The organism is Puia sp., assembly GCF_035546395.1.
GTDB lineage: Bacteria > Bacteroidota > Bacteroidia > Chitinophagales > Chitinophagaceae > Puia.
The window spans coordinates 805,510-824,390 of record NZ_DASZXR010000014.1 but is presented as its reverse complement, the minus strand read 5'-3'; the positions used below and the strand labels follow the sequence as shown (position 1 = coordinate 824,390).

General features: G+C 55.8%; 11 protein-coding genes. 4 read left to right on the top strand and 7 right to left on the bottom strand.

The features are described from left to right. Positions 1 to 24 precede the first annotated feature (24 nt). From VHE34_RS16135 to VHE34_RS16120, 4 genes are all read left to right on the top strand, one after another. Positions 25 to 3,519: a SusC/RagA family TonB-linked outer membrane protein gene (locus VHE34_RS16135; RefSeq protein WP_325589778.1), complete on the top strand. Its 3,495-nt coding sequence runs from the start codon at positions 25 to 27 to the stop codon at positions 3,517 to 3,519. Between the two features lie 82 nt (positions 3,520 to 3,601). Beyond that, a complete protein-coding gene (locus VHE34_RS16130) occupies positions 3,602 to 6,754 on the top strand; it encodes a SusC/RagA family TonB-linked outer membrane protein (protein WP_325589776.1) in 3,153 nt (1,050 codons plus the stop codon). A gap of 11 nt (positions 6,755 to 6,765) precedes the next feature. Continuing rightward, the gene (locus VHE34_RS16125; protein WP_325589774.1) at positions 6,766 to 8,340 is read left to right on the top strand and encodes a SusD/RagB family nutrient-binding outer membrane lipoprotein; all 1,575 of its coding nucleotides are present in this window, start codon (positions 6,766 to 6,768) and stop codon (positions 8,338 to 8,340) included. Between the two features lie 215 nt (positions 8,341 to 8,555). Then, entirely contained in the window at positions 8,556 to 11,606 is a 3,051-nt protein-coding gene (locus VHE34_RS16120; RefSeq protein WP_325589772.1) for a ligand-binding sensor domain-containing protein, read from the top strand. Here VHE34_RS16120 and VHE34_RS16115 read toward each other — a convergent pair. From VHE34_RS16115 to VHE34_RS16085, 7 genes are read right to left on the bottom strand one after another with little or no spacing between them, the layout of a single operon-like run. After that, positions 11,584 to 12,366 carry a LytTR family DNA-binding domain-containing protein gene (locus VHE34_RS16115; protein WP_325589770.1) on the bottom strand — a complete coding sequence of 261 codons (783 nt, stop codon included), beginning with the start codon at positions 12,364 to 12,366 and terminating at the stop codon, positions 11,584 to 11,586. The two genes, VHE34_RS16120 and VHE34_RS16115, sit on opposite strands and share 23 nt — an antisense overlap. 14 nt (positions 12,367 to 12,380) lie before the next feature. After that, complete coding sequence (locus tag VHE34_RS16110) at positions 12,381 to 13,421, bottom strand: sensor histidine kinase (protein WP_325589768.1); 1,041 nt, start codon at positions 13,419 to 13,421, stop codon at positions 12,381 to 12,383. Further along, a complete protein-coding gene (locus VHE34_RS16105; RefSeq protein ID WP_325589766.1) occupies positions 13,418 to 14,473 on the bottom strand; it encodes a histidine kinase in 1,056 nt (351 codons plus the stop codon). Before VHE34_RS16105 ends, VHE34_RS16110 begins: the two co-directional genes overlap by 4 nt. Positions 14,474 to 14,506: 33 nt before the next feature. Further along, complete coding sequence (locus tag VHE34_RS16100; protein WP_325589764.1) at positions 14,507 to 15,103, bottom strand: diheme cytochrome c-553; 597 nt, start codon at positions 15,101 to 15,103, stop codon at positions 14,507 to 14,509. Further along, complete coding sequence (locus VHE34_RS16095) at positions 15,096 to 16,034, bottom strand: NmrA/HSCARG family protein (RefSeq protein ID WP_325589762.1); 939 nt, start codon at positions 16,032 to 16,034, stop codon at positions 15,096 to 15,098. The genes VHE34_RS16100 and VHE34_RS16095 overlap by 8 nt, the downstream gene beginning before the upstream one ends. Positions 16,035 to 16,063: 29 nt before the next feature. After that, a complete protein-coding gene (locus VHE34_RS16090; RefSeq protein WP_325589760.1) occupies positions 16,064 to 18,028 on the bottom strand; it encodes a tetratricopeptide repeat protein in 1,965 nt (654 codons plus the stop codon). A gap of 17 nt (positions 18,029 to 18,045) precedes the next feature. After that, a complete protein-coding gene (locus tag VHE34_RS16085) occupies positions 18,046 to 18,873 on the bottom strand; it encodes a hypothetical protein (protein ID WP_325589758.1) in 828 nt (275 codons plus the stop codon). Positions 18,874 to 18,881 lie beyond the last annotated feature (8 nt).

The following is an 18,881-nucleotide window of genomic DNA, read 5'->3' as shown; positions in this document are numbered from 1 at the left end:
CGCTAGGAACCAAAACTCTGTTTAATGAAAAAATCAAGCGCCTTCCCATATTGGCTTGAATTTTTTCTGGCTTTGCAATTGGTGGTGACACCGATCGCGCACTTGCATGCGCAATCGGTCGAGCAGAAGAAACCCTTGCTGGAAGTTCTGATCCAGCTCAATCGCACGCGCGGAGCCTACTTCCTCTTCTCGCAGCCCGAGATTGGTAAGACCCCGGTGACGCCGCCCAACCCCCATTCGAATTCGACGATCGAAAAGATACTTGGCCAGCTGCTGAAAAGCACCGGTCTTATCTATAAAAAGGTCGACGACCAAACCTTTGTCGTTCTCCGCCGGAAGAAGGCCGGCCCTGATGCCGATACGGCGGCGCCCGCTTCGATGGCCGACGAGGAGGAGGACGCCCGATCGCTGCCCTTGCCCCAGGCGCCGGTGGGGATGGTCAGTGGAAAGATCGTCGACCGGGAGGGGAAGGTGCTGCAAGGGGTCAGTGTCACCGTTCGCAGCAGCCATCGGGGAACGCTGACCGATCTCAGCGGGTCGTTTACGATCCGGGCGGCCGGTGATGAGATGCTGATACTCTCCTTTGTCGGGTATACCAATAAAGAGATCCCGGCAGGACTGGCCGGGAAGGGTCCGATCGTCCTCAGCCCATCGGATCAGCCGCTGACCGAGGTGCTGGTCACGGCCCTTGGGATCGACAAGTCCGAGAAGAGCCTCGGCTTTGCGGCAAGCGAGGTGGATGGCTCTGCATTCACGCAATCGCGGGAGGTGAATCTCGGCAATGCGCTGGCGGGGCAAGTGGCCGGCGTCAATGTCGTACAGAACGCCACCGGGCCCTACGGCAGCAGCCGGGTGCTGATCCGGGGCAATGCTTCGCTGAGCGGGAATAATCAGCCGCTGTATATCGTCGATGGAGTTCCATTTGATAACGCCAACCAGGGATACCCCGGGCAATGGGGCGGCGCCGACCTGGGGGACGGCCTTTCCAATATCAATCCCGACGATATCGAATCCATCACGGTCCTCAAAGGCGTTGCGGCTTCGGCGCTCTATGGCTATCGCGGCGGCAACGGCGCCATCCTCATCACGACCAAATCGGGCTCGAAGACCCATGGGATCGGCGTGCAGGTGAACAATAACTTCACCGTCAACCGGGTCATCGATCAACGCGACTATCAATACAGCTACGGCCAGGGAGTCAGCGGCATAAAGCCCCGGAGCGCCGATATTGCACAGGCTGCTTCGTATTACAGCTGGGGAGCCCCGCTGGATGGCTCCAACGCGGTGAACTATCTCGGGAATACCTATGCTTATCGGCCCGCAAAGAACAATTTTGAGAATTTCTTTCAGACCGGGATCACCAACCAGGGGTCGGTGGCCCTGACCGGCGCCAATAACAAGGGGCATTTCCGGCTCGGCCTCTCCGACCTCTATCTGAATACCATCGTTCCGAATTCTTCGATGACCCAGCAGGGGTTGAATTTCAATTCCGGCTTCTTTATCACCAACAGGCTCCAGATGGATCTGAAGGCGGACTATGTCTTCGAGCAGGTGAATAACCGGGCCTCGCTTTCCGATGCGCCGGGAAATGTGCTTGCCGCGCCGCTCTATCTCGCAAATTCGTTCGACATCCGCTGGATGAAGGATCACCGGGCGCATCCGGATGGAACGGAATGGCTGCCGGGCACCACCGATTACTATTTCGAGAATCCTTACTATATCGCCTACAACTATCAGAATACCACCAACCGGAACCGGCTCACCGGGGGGCTGACGCTCAAATACCAACTGCTGGACTGGCTCTTTGTCCAGGGGCAGGTGGCCCGCGACGGATATCTCTTCGATGTAACGCAGATCGTCCCTCCGGGTGTCGAATACACCCGCTCGGATGGAGTACATGGCGGTAATCTGACGCAATATGAGGTCAACTTTCATGAGCTGAACAGCAGTTTCATGGTCGGCGTCAATAAGAAGTTCAGCGAGAAATGGACCTTGGCAGTCAACGCCGGCGGCAACCAGCAGGACAATGTCAATACTATCAACGGTGTCGGGGCGGTGCCCGGCTCCGGGAACCGGCCGGCCGGACCCTTTATCGTTGCGGGGGACTATAGCCAGAATAACGTCCAAAACAAACAATACAGCGGACCGATCGATAAGCACTATCGCGTGAATTCGCTGTTCGCATCCGCCGACCTGGGGTATCGCAATTTCCTGTTCCTGACGGTAACGGCACGCAACGATTGGTTCTCGACCCTCAACATCCATACGGACCACTATCTCTATCCTTCCATTTCGGGAAGCTTTGTCTTCTCCGATCTCCTGCGGCTCCCTTCCTGGTTCACGCTCGGCAAGGTACGGGCCTCCTATGCCGGTTCTTCCAACGGCACCACCCCCTACCGGAATGCCCTGACCTACGGTTTGCAAAGCTATTCCATCGACACCCTGCAGCTCGGATACGTGGCGACCAACGGCGTCATCCCCGATGCGCACCTCCGCCCGGTGAGCATCTCGGAAGAGGAGTTCGGCGCCTCCCTGCATTTTTTCCAGGACCGGCTCGGTCTCGATTGGGCCTTCTATAATAAAATAACGACAAACGATATCGTCAACGTGACGGTGAGTCCCACCTCCGGATACAACGAGCAGATCAAAAATATCGGCAAGGTGCAGAACAAGGGTATAGAACTGACCCTGGCCGCGGTACCGGTTCGGTCCGGTCAATTCAAATGGGACTTTTCCTTTAACCTGGCCATCAATCACAACAAGGTGCTGTACCTGGGTGGACAGCCGTCGATCGTGATCAACGGCGCCTATCCACGTTGGGGAAGCGAGGTCAGTATCAGCAACGTCGTAGGAATGCCCTATGGACAGATCATGGGGTTTGGGTACAGGCGCGATAAGCGGGGCAATATCCTGTTCAGCGACGGAGTGTCCAATCCCGCTCCGGCCGGGGAGCCGGAACAGTCGGGGCTGATGCCGCTGGGTTCGACGACCTATAGGCAAACGGGCGGCTGGACCAATACCTTTCACTATCGTCAGTTTTCGCTTGTATTTCTTATCGATTATCGTTTTGGCGCAAAGCTCTATTCCGGCACCAACCTGTTGCTGTATTATTATGGTCTGTCAAAGAAGACACTGGAGGGAAGACAGACGGGCTTTGTCGGCAGGGGAATGGTGGAGAATGGTCATGCCAATACGTTGGCGGTGCCGGCAGAGCGATACTTTCAGGATATCTCGGCCAGCGGAACGGATCATATCGCCGAGGAATTCGTTTATGACGCCAGCTACGTCCGGCTGCGATCGTTCTCGCTGGGGTATAGCTTTCCCGCGAAGTGGCTGAAAAACAAATCGTTTAAAGAGATCAGCGTCTCGATCGTGGGACGTAACCTGGCGCTGCTGCTGAAGCACACACCGAATATCGATCCGGAATCCAGCCTGAACAATACCAACGGACAGGGCCTCGAGCTATCCGGCTATCCCGCGGTTCGCAGCCTGGGATGCAACCTCAGCCTGCGTTTTTAAGGATTCGGATAAAAAATCTTATCGGCGCACGTTACACGAACATCGGATGCGACACTCTAGTGGTTAACTAAAACGCTGTACGATGAGAAAAGTAAGCCTTTGCAAAGGCATGATCGGTTGGTTGCTGCTTCTCCAACTGTTCTGCTACCTGCCGGCGCACGCGGCGGGGAAATTTGCGCCTATCACCGGCATCATAACGGACAATAACGGAAAGCCGCTTGCCGGCGTTACTGTGATCGTAAAAGGGGAGCGAAAAGGGGTCTCCACCGATGAATCGGGAAAGTTTACGATCAATGCCAAGAGCGGCGACGTACTTGTTTTCTCTTTTATCGGGTATAAGACAAAAGAGTTGCGGATTGGGGCCGAGACAACGATCTCCATTACGCTCGACCCGGGCACGAGTGAGCTGACGGAGGTTGTCGTCACCGCACTGGGTATCAAGAAACAGGCCCGTTCCCTGGGTTATTCCACCACGCAGATTGACGGTTCGCAGATAACCGGTTCCCGCGAAGTAAACATCGGTAATGCCCTGACGGGGCAGGTAGCCGGGGTTAACGTTGCAGGCGATGCGACGGGACCCTATGGCAGCAGCCGGATCATTATCCGGGGAAACGCTTCGCTCAGCGGCAACAACCAACCCTTGTATGTCATCGACGGGGTGCCCTTCGACAATACGAACCAGGGTAGCGCGGGCCAATGGGGCGGCGCGGATCTTGGCGACGGTCTTTCCAACATCAACCCGGATGATATCGAGAATATCTCCGTTTTGAAAGGGGTGGCGGCCTCCGCATTGTATGGCTATCGAGGTGGGAACGGCGCTATCCTGATCACCACGAAGTCCGGGGCCCGGACCAAGGGTATCGGGGTCGAGGTCAACGACAATGCGACGGCCAATACCGTCATCGACGACCGCGAATACCAGTATTCTTACGGGCAGGGGACACTCGGGGTGAAGCCTGCTTCACAAGCCGCCGCCCTGGGTGTGGGTCAATCCAGCTGGGGAGCCAAACTGGATGGCAGCCCCGCGGTGAACTTCCTCGGCAACACCGTTCCCTACGTTGCACAAAAGGATAATTTCAAGAATTTTTTCAAGACGGGCCTGACCAACCAGGTCTCGGTAGCGCTGACCGGCAGCAATGACAAGGGCCATTTCCGGTTGGGGCTGTCCGATCTTTACCTGGGCACCGTCATTCCCAACTCCAATATGAAGCAGCAGGTGGCCAACTTCAATTCGACCTATAACATCACCCCCAAGCTGCAGATGACCCTTACCGCCAACTATATCTTCGAGAATGTGAAGAACAGGGCCTCTTTCTCCGACGCACCGGGCAACGTGGTGGCAGGTCCGCTTTACCTCGCCAATTCCTTCGATATCCGCTGGCTGAAAGATCACCAGATCAATCCGGATGGTACCGAATGGCTGCCGGGTACCGATGTCTATTTCGAGAATCCCTACTATATAGCGTACCAGTATCAGAACAGGACGGACCGCAACCGCCTGACGGCCGCGCTGACCTTAAAGTATAATATTCTCGACTGGTTGTATGTCCAGGGCCAGGTGCAGCGGGATGGGTACATCTTCGACGTGACGCAGATCACCCCGTCGGGTGTCCAATACACCCGGAGCGACGGTATCCATGGCGGCAATATCACGCAGTATGAGGAGAACTATCACGAACTGAACTGGAGCGGGATGTTCGGGATGAACAAAAAATTCGGCGAGCATTTCAGCCTGAATGCCAACGTAGGCGCCAACCAGCAGGATAATGTCAATCAATACTACGGTGTAGGTGGCGTACCCGGTTCCGGCAACGGGGGCGCCGGTCCGTTCCTGATCGCGGGCTTTTACACGCCCAATAACGTCTCCACCAAACCCTTTGGAATCAGCTATTCGCATTACCGGGTGAATTCCGTTTACGGCAGCGCCGACCTGGGCTTCAACAACTGGCTGTTCCTGACCGCGACGGCCCGGAACGACTGGTTTTCGACGCTGAACATGAACACGGATCACTATCTCTATCCTTCGGTAGCCCTGAGCTGGGTCTTCACGGATGCGCTGAAGCTGCCTTACTGGATCAATTTCGGTAAGCTGCGGGCTTCCTATGCCGGCGCTTCCAACGGTACCTCGCCGTATCTGAACACGCTGACCTATGGCTTGCAGGGTTATTCCATCAGCGGGCAGCCGGTCGGCTATGTTGCCGGCGGCGGCGTGATCCCCAATGCGAACCTCAAACCGGTCAAGATCCGCGAGAAAGAGATCGGTGTGAATGCAGAGTTCCTGAACAACCGGGTGTCCATCGATGCGGCGTATTATGACAAGCAAACGACGGATGACATCGTACAGGTCACGGCCAGTCCTACCTCCGGTTACAGTAAGGCCGTTCAAAACATTGGAAAGATCAGTAACAAGGGCGTCGAGTTGCTGGTAAGCGGTACGCCGGTGAAAACGAAGAGTTTCAGCTGGGATATATCGGTCAATTTCGCCAACAACAGCAGCAAAGTATTGTATCTCGGCGGTCCGAAGAGCATCACGATCGATGGCGCCTTCCCCCGTTGGGGCGATGAGGTCAGCATCAGCAATGTGGTCGGTATGGCGTACGGACAGATCATGGGTTATTCCTACACAACGGATTCGAAGGGGCAGCGTGTCTTCAGCGACGGTGAGCCCGTGCAAAGCAAGACGGTGGTTGCCCTGGGCAGCAGCGTTTACAAGCAGACGGGCGGATTGCGGAATACCTTTACGTATAAGGGCGTATCGCTGGCCGTGCTTTTCGACTTCAAGTATGGCGCCAAGATCTATTCCGGCACCAACCTGTTGTTGTATGCGGATGGGTTGCACAAGAATACCCTGCAGGGTAGGGAAGGCGGCTTCACCGGCAAAGGCAACGATGTATCGGGTGCGCCCAATACCACGTCTGTCACCGCGGAAAAATACTTCACGGACATCTCCGCCGGCGGGTCGGATCATATAGCCGAAGAATTTGTGTATGACGCCAGCTTTATCAAGCTGAGATCGCTTATCCTGAACTATTCCCTGCCGGGGAAGATCCTGCAGAACACCTTTATCAAAGGCATCAGCATCTCCTTGGTCGGCCGGAACCTCTGGACAGTGGTGAAACACGTTCCGAATATCGATCCAGAATCCAGCCTGAACAACGGCAACGGCCAGGGACTCGAACTGTCCGGTTTCCCGGCCACCCGAAGCATGGGTGTAAACGTTAATTTCAAATTCTAACCTCCAAGAAAATGAAAAATAAGATTTTTTTAGCAGTGCTTGCGGTCATTGTGCTATCGGGACTTGGCAGTTGTAAAAAGGACTTTGTGTCCATCAATACGGACCCGAACCATATCACGGCCGCCAATATCAACTACGCCTACCTGTTCACCAACGCGCAGATGATCGCTTCGGGCAACAGCGATGCCAACGGTTATGAGGACTGGCGGAATAACCTGATCTATTCGTCCTGTATGATCCAGCATCTTTCCTCTATCCAGGGCTATTGGGATGGCGATAAGTATTTCTACAACGCCGGCTATAATTCCGCCTACTGGGACGACAACTACAACAACACGGTCACCAATATCGTGGAGGTGGTGACCCATACGGCAACGGACGCCAACCAGACCAATTTCTATAATATCGCCAGGATATTCAAAGTATTCATGTTCCAACGCATGACGGATATGTATGGCGATTGTCCCTACTCGGAGGCAGGGTTGGGCTTCATCAAGGGGATCACGCAGCCAAAATATGACAAGCAGCAGGATATCTACGCCAATATGCTCAGCGAGCTGGCGGATGCTGCGGGCAAGCTGGACCCGGGCAAACCGAATACTGTTGGGAAGGCCGACCTGTTGTATGGGGGCGACCCGGCGCAATGGAAGAAATTTGCCTTCTCCGAGATGGTGCGTATTGCGATGCGGATGAGCAAGGTGGATGCGACCAATGCACAGAAATGGGTCCAGACGGCGGTACAGGGCGGAGTGATGGCCTCCAACGATGACAATGCCATCGTGGCTCACCAGGCCCTTACCGGCACGCCGGTGCCCAACGGGACGGGTTTGATCCTTATCGGTAATGACCCCAATGCCTACCGGCTGAGCCAGACCTTTGTCGACTACCTGAAGTCGACAAGCGATCCCCGCCTTTCTTACCTGGCTACGGTTTGTGCAGACCCCACCGACGGAACGGACAAGGGCGACACCACCTGGGCCAACCAGCTGGGTCAACCCAATGGCCATGATGCTCCCGGCAGCGGCAGTGCATATGATCTGTCGAAAGTGGCTAACTGGCCGGGCGACGCCAATAAATATTCCGTTGTCAATCGCTATACTTTTTCGCGGCTCGATGCCCCCACTTTTCTGTTGACCTATGGGGAGACCCAATTGTTGCTGGCCGAGGCCGCACAAAGAGGGTGGGTGACGGGTACGCCGGCGGCTACCTACTACAATAACGGGGTGACGGGTTCCATGGCTATGCTAGGCGCGCAGGCAGGAGCGGGTCCGAGTGACGCCGCCATTGCTGCCTATCTTACCGCCAATCCTTACAATGCGGGCAGCGCGCTGAACCAGATAAATACCCAGTATTGGGTGGCCAGCTTCATGGACGAGAACGAATCGTTCGCCAATTGGCGGCGTAGCGGGTTCCCGGTGCTGACACCCGTGAACTATCCCGGGAACGTCACCAATGGGACGATCCCCCGCCGGTTTACCTATCCGCAGGGCGAGGCTTCTACCAACACGGCCAACTATACCTCCGCCGTCAGCGGTCTGAACAATGGGGATAAAATGACTTCCCGCGTTTGGTGGGATGTGCAGTAAGTTTCGGTTTCTTGGCCATTCAAAACAAAGCGGCACCTATGTAAAAGTAGGTGCCGTTTGTTTTCATGATGTCCGGCAAAGTGGCCTTTGCCGGGGAAAGCGGCACCTATGTAAAAGTAGGTGCCGCTTTTGTTGTATGAACTGTCAAAAATGTTGTATGAACTGTTCGCGTCCAGTCGCCAGCCGGCTTAAATTGAGTGGTAAATCCGTAATATTTGCGCAAACTGATCTTTCCCCTGGTTCTTGTCTGCCTGAGCTGCCTGCGCCTGAGCGCCCAACAGCAATATCTTTTTACACGGATGGGCACACGGGACGGGCTGGCCTCCAACTCTGTCCTGTCACTCGCGCAGGATCCGAAAGGCTATATCTGGATCGGCACCAGCAACGGGCTGCACCGCTATGACGGCTTCCGGATGCTTCTTTTCCAACACCGCAGCAACGACCCCCGTTCGTTGCCCAATAACGTCATCGGCCAACTGGAAATGGACAACCGCAACCGGCTGTGGATACGCTTTGAATTCAACCGGATCGGCTATATCGATCTTTCGGACCTTCAATACCATGAGGTGCCGGTCGTCTTTTCCGAAGAAGAACGCAACAAGAGCAATGCCCATCTGTATATCGACCGGGCCGGCCATGTCATGCTCTTTCTCAACAACCATGCAACGCTCATCTTTGACGAAAAGACAGGGACCATGCGAACCGGGAACCCGCCATTTGGCATGCCTCCCGGTTGGAAACCGGTCACCTGCTTCGAGGACGGTCAGGGCATGTATTGGTTGGGGTCGGACTCGGGTCTGGTCAAATACAACCCGTTCCGGCAAACCCTGTCTTATCGCGGACATAACGCGGATGGCGACAGTGTCATCCAAAACTATGGTCATTATTTGAACCTCTATTTCCCGTTCAGGGATCATAGCGGCCGCTTTTGGGCGATGCACTGGCCGCTGACGGATGGATGGGGCCCGAGCTACCTCAGCTTCGACCCGCAAACAGGGAAGGAAACCAACTGGGGGGCCAATATCGGCGAGCTGGTCCAGGGCAGGTACACCGAAATGACCCAGATATCGGAGACCGGCGACGGAACGATCATTCTTGCGGGCATCCGGATGTGTATGGTACTCAAAGCGGGAAGCAAGGCCTTCGAAATGCTTAGACCCAATGCCGGCGGTGAGTTCAGTCTCCACTATGATGTTGTGCGGAACTGGATCGAGGATCGCGAGCATAATATCTGGCTGGCAACCGACCGGGGCCTTTACTGGTTCAATCCCGGCGCGCAGGTCTTTCATTCCGTTCCAAACCGGCTCGCCGGGTCGGACAGCATTCGCACATCGGAGGTGACCAGCATCCGTCAATTGCAGGACGGCGACATTCTTGTCGGCACCTGGGGGGAAGGTCATTTTGCCTATGACAGCCTGTTCCGTCCCGTCAGGCGTTGGTATATCGATCAGTTGAGAGCCGGCGGGGCCGAAGAAGGACAGGCCTGGTGCACCGTTCAGCGGCCCAATGGAGATATCTGGTATGGCCAGCAGCTGGGCTGGCTGTTTATCACCCACTGGAAGATCAAAAAGACTGAAAAACTCAAGCTGCCGATTTTCAGGAACAGTACGATCCGCCAGATGCTGCAGGACATGGACGGTAATATCTGGCTGGCTACCCAAAAAGGCGATGTCATCCGGTGGGATGCTTTGAGGGGAAACTATACCCTGATGACGACGACAAAAGGCGCCATTCAACGATTGTATCTTGACCGCACCGGAGATATCTGGGCCGGTACCGAAAAGGATGGCGTATATCATATCCGTCACAGCGATGGCGCGATCCTTTATCATTACACCCCCACCGATCAGCCGGGTCACCGGCTCAGTGGGATCGGCGTTGTCGACATCCTTCAATATTCCGACAGCGTCTACCTGCTGGCGAGCAACAACCTCGATGTCCTCAATATAAACACCGGCGGTATCCGCAGCGATACGACCCGGACCGGCGCCCTCTTCAGCGGATCGACGAACCTGATCCGCGACCGGAAAGGATATATATGGATCACCAATGCCGAAGGGCTCCACAAGCTGAACTTTCCCACCCAACAGGCCGCCTCCTTTTTTGAAATAGACGGTGTCGGCAGCAACGCGTTCGAGCTGGGCTCCGCAGCCGAATTGCGGGACGGGCGGATCGCCATCGGTACCGCTCATGACATGCTGGTCTTCCAACCGACCCAGGTCAAGGCTGCCCAGGCCCCGCCGAATGACATCGAGATCACCGGGATCTGGCTTAGAAACTCGCCACTTTCCGTCGACTCCATTGCAAAGCTGGGTGTCCTCGAATTGCCGTCCGGGGAGAATTCACTCCGGATCACTTTTTCCACGCTGGCCTACCAGGATATAAGCGGTATCAAACAGCGCCTGGAAGGACTGGAGAACAACTGGACGGAGTCGAGATCGAATGAGGCCGTATACAATTATCTTCCGCCCGGATATTACACCTTCCAGGTTCGGGGCATCAATGCGGAAAATCTTGAAAGCAAAAATATCCGGGAACTGTCCATTCATGTGCATGGGCCCTTCTGGCGTTCCTGGTGGTTCCTATGTCTCGTGCTGCTGTCCGGCGCGGTAGTGCTGTACCTGCTCGACCGGATGCGGATGCAGCGAAAGACGGCGCTGGAAAAGATGCGCAGCGATATTTCCGGCAATCTCCATGGGGAGGTCAACAAGGCTCTGCAAAACATCAACGTGCTCAGCGAGATCGCGCGGATCAAGGCGGAGAAAGACCCCGGGCAGGCGATCAATTACATCAACGAGATCCATCATAAAAGCCATAATATGATCATCGCGATGGACGATATGCTTTGGGCGATCGACCCGGTCAATGACAGCATGACCCAGGCTATCGACCGGATGCGGGAGTTTGCCGGAGCGCTCAACAACCGGCATGAGGTCTTCATCCGGTTGAGGACCGATGGGGGAGTGGAGCGGTTGCGGCCGGATATGAATATCCGGCACGAGTTGCTGCTTATCTACAAATTGGTGCTGCGGGTGCTGGTGGAAGAGAATCATGCGCCGGAGACGCTGGTACAGTTGGACCAGGATCACGGAATGCTGCAACTGAGCATCGAATCGCCGCGGTTGCGTATCGATCCGCGGAGCGGCAGATCGATACGGCTGATAGAGGAAGCGCGAAACCGTGCCGCCTCGATCCGCGGCACGCTGGAGCTGCATTCCGACGATCGCGGGACGACGGTGCTGTTTATTTCCCCATCCATTTCTTGAAGTCGGTGACCTTTTCGCGGCTGACCAGCGCCTCCTTGTCGAGCGCGGGGCGCAGGGTGAGGATCAGGCGGTTGCCGAAATATTCTTCGATCCGGTCAATACAGCCCACCGACACGTAAAAGGCGCGGCTGATGCGGAAGAAGTGCTTGGGATCGATCATTTCTTCCAGTTCGTCCATCGTATAGTCGACGACGAATTTTCGGTTGTCGGTGGTCTTGAAGAAATTCAGCCGGCCATCGCTGAAGAAGTAGGCGATGTCCCCAATATCGATGCTGACCAGCTTCTGCCCTTGCTTGACGAGAAAACGTTTCCGGTATTCTTTTGGTTCCAGCTGGCGCCTTAATTCCTTGAGCAGGACGTCGAGGCGCGCTTCGCCTTCGGCAGTGTCCCTGGCGGCATAGCGGAGTTTCATCTGTTGGTATTTATCGAGAGCCAGCTGGAGCTCTTCCTTTTGAACCGGTTTTAGCAGATAATCGATGCTATTGACCTTAAAGGCCTTCAGGGCGTATTCGTCATAAGAGGTGGTGAAGATGACGGGACTGGTGACTTCGACCAGCTTGAAGATCTCGAAGCTCTGGCCGTCGGCCAGTTCTATATCCATAAGGATCAGGTCGGGTGCGGGATTTTGCTGCAGCCATTCCACCGTGCTCTTGATGCTGTCGGTGACACCGATCACCACGGCCGTATCCTGGATCGACAGCAGCGTTTTTTGAATTTTCTTTACGGCCAGGTCTTCGTCTTCGACGATAAGAATGTTCATAGTCGGGAGTTGTTTTAATTGTTATTCCAAATCAGGGGCAGCACTACCATAAAATTCTTTTCCCCTTCCACGACCTGGAAGCCTTCGGCTTTCAGGAGCCGGTATTTTGCCTCGATATTGTGCAGTCCGATCCGGGTGGAAGTGGGCGCCAGGGCCTTTCGCTGAAGGTTATTATTGACGACCAGCAGGTTGCCCGCCGTCGTAAAGATCTCCAGGATCAACGGCTGCTGGCGCGAGACGACATTATGTTTGACTGCGTTCTCCACCAGCAGCTGAAGGCTAAGGGTCGGAACCTGGTAAGAATAATATCTTCTGTCGATGTCCATGTTCAACCGGAGACCTTCTCCATATCGGGTTCGGAGCAGCTGAAAATAGGATTGGATGAACCGGATCTCTTTTTCGACGGTGCTGATCCCGCTGTCGTTGTTCCGGAGGAGATACCGGTAGACCTTGCTCAGCTCGTCCAGGAAGCGCTCCGCCTCCGTTCGGTCCTCTTCGATCAGCGACGAGAGCGTATTGAAGCAATTGAAAAGAAAATGGGGGTTGATCTGTCCTTTTAGATTCTCGAACTCGTGTTCCATGCTCATCTTTTCCAGCAAGGTCTTCTCGTGCAGGCTTTCCCGATATTTCTCCAGCAGGAACAGCACTTCCCATAACGTATCGAACAGCAGGTTGATCGAAAGCCCGATCAGGTAGCCCCATTTCAGATCCCCGGCATGAAGATGGTAGCCCAGGATATGCCAGTGATCGTAGATCAGGAAGATGAGCAAAACGGAGGGCGTCATGATCAACGGGTTGGTCAGCGCTTTAAAGAGGATTCTTTTGCGCGTTTCTTTGAGCGTGGGGAACCGTCGCCGGATGGCATGATCATACTGGATATGGGCATACCAGGAAACGATGCCGATGCCATAGATCAGCGGCCAGCTGAAGGCCCAGACCCGCCAGTCGCGGAGAAAGCGGCCGGGATAGAGGATCGAATTATAAGCAAGCACGATAAAGGGCATCGAGACCCAGAATCCTATCACCTGTATCTTTAGAGGGCGGGACAGTTTCATAATGGCGGTTCGCTTTTTGGGATGAGGGGTATGAATATCGAACGGCTGGCTGCTGTTTCGCGGATCACCATTTCGGGGCAACCCAGCAGGCGGTACTTTGCGACCAGGTCGTCAAGACCTTCTTCCTGGTCCGGGCCGTCGCCCGTTACAGGCTTCGGCTGCAGGGAATTTTGGATCAGCAACGACCCGTCGATGCGGGTCTGGATCTCGATCCTGAGCGGCCGGCTTTTGCTGAAGGCATTCCGGTAGATGATATTCTCGAGAACTATCAGCAGGCTCATGGGAGCGATGGCCTTATTCTCCTCGCTTTTGTCGATCTTCAGCTCGACCTGCAATGCGGGGCCAAAACGTGTTTTCACGAGATAGAGATAGGCGTCGATGAACTTCAGTTCTTCACCAAGGCTGACCAGCTGTTCGTCCGCGCCCTTTAGCAGGTAGCGGTACACCCGTGTCAGCTCATCGAGGAATTTCCCGGCCTCCTTTTCATTCTCCTGGATAAGGCTGGAGAGGGTATTGAAGCAGTTGAACAGAAAATGCGGATGGAGCTGTCGTTTCAGGCTCATAAGCCGGCTTTTCTGATAGGCGTTGTGCAACCGGTCCGTCTCTGCCATGGCTGTCTTCCATTTCTCCCAGCCAAGGCCCGCTTCGTTGACAAAAGTGAGGATCGCGCTGGCCAGACAGCCATAACCGGTCACCCACCATTCCATGCTTCGTTGGACCTGGCAATCCCCGATCGGCCATTTTTCGTAAAGCCAGTACACGCCCTGCACAGTCAGCAGATTCATCACGCAGAAAAGCGGGAGAAGAATGCCGACCCGCCTGAACAGCTCGTGATCACCGGGAAATCGTTTTTTGATCAGCATGGCGGCCGTGCCGAAGACCGAATAGATCGCCGCGAAGTAGAACAGCGAGATGCCCAGGCGTATAAAAAAATTACCAGTGGAGGAAACGCTGCAATATCCGAACAGAAGGAGGTTGACCAGGATGGTATAGGGCAGCATAAACCAGATGAAGATCATCGGCTCAATGCGGCTATACCGGTTGAATTGCATAGGTTAAACCTTCAATTTAGGATAAAATCCTCATTATTTGACGGGACCGCCCGGTGGGATCGGCTGTGGTACTGTATTGTTCACGGGTTTGGTCGTTTTCAGGAAGGCATAGATGGATTTCAGGTCCCGGTCGGTGAGTTTGGCGAAGTTCTGCCAGGGCATTGGGGGCAGCAGGGGCCGGTCGTCGAGTCCCAGCCATTTGCCTTCCCGGAGGCAGCGGATGAACTGCGCTTCCGTCCAGTTTCCGATGCCGGTCGGGTCGGAGCTGATATTGGCCGAGAAAGAGACACCCCAGGGGCCGACCGCGGCCGTGAGATCTCCGGCGAACAGCACCCATTTATGGGCCGTTCCGGTGTCGAAGGGCGGCAGCGGCCGGCCGGCGGGATAGCCGCCAAATCGCAGGTTGGTGTCGACTTCTGGTCCGTGCAGGCCGAATTTCTTGGGCGAATGACAGTCGTCGCAGCCCATGGTGTTGACCAGGTAGGCGCCGCGTTGTACCTTATTGGCCGAGTCGGCGGCTGCGGGGGAAATGGATTCGGCGATACTCCCGGCGTCCAACTGGCCACAGGAGAGATCGAAGAGGAGGGCCGCGATGCCCAGCAGGGCGAGTGGCCGGTATCCGTTACGCATATTCAGTTTCGTTTAAGAGTTGAAGGAATTGGTGTTTGTGCCGGACCAGCCAGGACTCCAGGCTTTGCATACCGGGATGGATGCAATAGCTTTCCATCAGGTCGGCGCTACGTTGGGGAATATAGAGCCGCTGTACTTCGAACATATTGGCGAGTTCTTCGGCGCCGGGGAATCCCAATCCCGAGAAGATATCGCGCTGGATATGATGATAGCGAACGGTTACGCCCAGTACCCGGCTCATGATCGCCGCATATTCCCGGCAGGTCCGGTCTTCGCCGACGACGCCGACGGTCCGGTGCAGGTAAATTTCGGGGCAGGCGAACAACTGGGCCACGATGGGACCGATGTCTTCGACACTGGCCATGGCCAGCCGGGTATTGCCTTGCGGGAAGCCGAAATAAAAACAACCGTCGTCCTTTTTCTGGGGCGGAAAGAAGGAGAAGAAGTTCTCGTAGTAGAACGCGATATGCACGAAGCTGGCGGGAATCTCCCGCTGGCGGGTGTAGTTTTCCAGCGCCGCTTTAATATCGCAATGCGGAACGGGGAACTGGCCGCCGGCAAGTTCTGCGTAGCCGGGAAGACCGCTGAAGATGAAGTGACGGATGCCCGATGCGGCTACCGCATCGATGAGGTTCTGGCCTTGGCTGAACTCTTTCCCGAAATGTTCCCAGAAGTTGGTGACGCCGAAGACGCCATAGCAGTCCTTCATCGCGGCCACGAGGCTATCTTTATCGTCGAGGTCGCCGGCTACCAGCTCGGCGCCTGCCAGGCGAAGGGTAAGGGCGTTATGGGAATGGACATTGCGGGTGAGGCAACGGACGTTGTAGCGGTTGCTGTTGAGCAGGGCCCGGGCTACGCTTCCGCCCTGTGCGCCGGTGGCGCCTGTAACCAGGATGGTGGGTCGTCCGCCGGGAAAATGGTGTTGTTGCATAAGTGTTGGTATTCGTGTTTATTTATCGTTTATTGTTGAACAGACAGGTTGACCAGGCTTTTCAGGACCCCCTTGCCGTTGACGGCAGCGTTGAAACCGCTGTTGACGCCCAGCGTGTAGGTTCCCTCCACACCGCCGATCTTCGTGGCGGCTGTCGCCGATCCCTTGATGCCGTAGTCGCTCACCTGGTTGTTATTGTCAAAGCTCACATAGGCCATTTCGCTGAATTCGGATTCGACGATCTCCTTGAAGTCGACCTTGTCGCCGACTCCGGCGCTAATGGTGTACGTACCCGTTTTGAAATTCTTTTCGTATCCGACCAGCAGACCTTCGCCGCCGTCTACACTGAATTGCGAGCAATCCGCCTGTAGAGTGAAGGCGCCCAATCCGAGTTTCAGCTTGAGCCATTCGGGGCAGTTGATGTCGATATCGTGGTTCGCTGCGATGATCGCGTCGGCCTCTTCCGTTGTCATCTTTATCATACATTCTGCCGGCGGCGGCTCTTCGGCAACCGCCTGTAAGGCGGTACCCAGGAACGAGAAATAGCTGGCGACGACCCTGTAGACACTTTTCCTGCCGGCATTGGTAGGGGCCAGCGAAGCGATGTCCACGCAGCCGTTGATGTAGGATTTCCAGTTGGCGATGGTCAGGGCAAGACGTTGTTCGACAAAGGCATTCCGCTGGTTCATATACGCATCGACGATGGGTTTGTGCATGTCGCAACATTTTTTTGCGTATGCGAGGACCAGACGGTCTCCGCCTTCCGGATCGGGGGGCGCCTGGGGACACACCGCCTCACCGAGCTTTTTCCAATAACTCCTGATCATCTCATCCAATGCCGGCACGTCTTCTTTGCGGATGAGCCCCAGCAGCGGAGCATATTCGTTGCCATGTTCGCTGAGCAGCCGGTCGGCAAGATCGGCATAGAGTCCGGGAGAACGTCTCCCGTCTGCTTTTCGCTCTTCGTCGCTCAGCCCGGCGGCCTGCGACCAGAAAAAGTATTCCGCGGCGATGCTTTTCGCCAGGACGTCGCGCTGCGCCGTCCATGCCGCGGTCTCATCGGAAGACTTTGGCAGGGTGGGTATCTGGAACCGGTCGAGCCCGATCTCGGTGAACAGGTCGCGATGCGGGATATCTTTTCTTTTGTTCCTGATCGCGGTGATGTTGACGCTTCGGCCGATGCCCTTGATCCTGGCAAGCGTGCTTCGGCGCATGGCGACCTCCAGCTCTTTCCCGAAATATTGCATCGCCTCATCCGCCTGGCCGGCGAAGGCCGCGATCATCCCCATCGAGCGGTTGGCCTCCGGATTCAGCGCATCCACGGCCAGGCACTGCTGCAGGTAATCCTTTGCCTTGCCGAGATCGCCCAACCCCAGGTAGGCCTGCCCCATATTGTTCAACAGCATGGGGTTCGCCGGCGCCTGTTGCAGCAACTGCTGCAGAATGGGCACCGCCTTGTGCTCCAGCCCGGTCATATTGTAGAATGCCGCGAGATTGTTCCATGCCTTGACATTCCCGGAGCTTTTCATCGTCGCTTCCATTTGCAGCAACAGCGCCTGCACCGGGTTGCCGTTCATCCACTGGCCGATGGCGGAGCCCTGTAGCGTGGGGCCGTCCTGCTTTGCCGTCATCGTTCTTACTTCCTGAACGAGTGCGGGCGGCGTCAGGCCTTCGAGTTGCCGTTCGGTGTTCCGGACCCCGGCCGTCAGCTGGGCCATGGAGGGGGCTACGGCGGGGATCAGGGCCAGTCTCTTCAGGTCTTTTACCGGCGGGCGCGCTTCATAGTCGGGCAGCAGCGTCTCATCGAGCTTGAAATTGTTTTGTGCGGCGAGTTGTTTGGCTCTCGAAGAAGCCGCCTTCAGCATCTGCTGTCTGTAGGCTTCCAGCTCAGCCGGGGACATCTTCGCCAGCCGGGACGCATCGGGCATCGACTGCGCGTGGGCGATCGCGGCGGCGGCAAGGGGGACCAGCAGGGAAAGAAGGAACTTTTGCATCTTTTTGTATTATGGTATCAGGGCAGCTCTTGCAGCCATTTCTCCGCGAACGGTTTCGTCACATCATAGACTTCCTTACCGGCGCGATAGATCATCTTCCAATCATTGCTCTTGTATTGATAGTCCTGTTTGTCAAACACCTGCTTCCCGTTCTTTTCATGCGTCGTGGCGCTGAAGTCGACCGTCGCGGCAAGCGTGAGGTACTGCTGGATGCGCCCCTTTATGAACAGGCGGCAGTCTTCAGGGTACTGCTTTTGCCAGTTCTGTGTGGCTTTTGCGAAGCGTTCCAGGTCTTGCCTGCGGGTATTCACCTGGGCCTGGTAAAGCGCCGCTATCTCGGCGTTGTTCGGGTCCTGGTAGGCGGCAAGGTTTTTTTTGTGGTCCTGCAATATCTTTTCCATCGTCTTTTTCATCTCGCCGGTGGAGGTCTTCAGGGCGCTTTCGGTGTTGGCGATGAGCCGTTTGGTGTCTTCGGTCTTGTCCTGCCGGAGTTGGTCTTTCGACCGGGTCCGGTCGACGGGTTCCAGCGGTTTGGCGTCTTTGCGAAGCTTGTCATAGGCGGCCTTGAAGGCGGGTCCCGACAGGTATTGCCGGGTATAGGCAAGCAGATCGGCGGTAGCGGCGGCCCGGTCGCCACGGGCGATGTTCCTGGCGTTTCTCACTCCTTCCGAATGAAGATAGCCGTCGAGAAAACTGAATTTGATCTTGTCGGATCCGTCCTGCTGGGTGATGCCCAGCTGTTTCCAGATGCCTTCGGCGAGACGGGGAGCAACGACGAAGGAGACAAGGACGCAGCAGGCGTAGAGCAAAGCTGCGGCTGCGATCCAGCGAATGGTGTGTTTCATTTTATTTG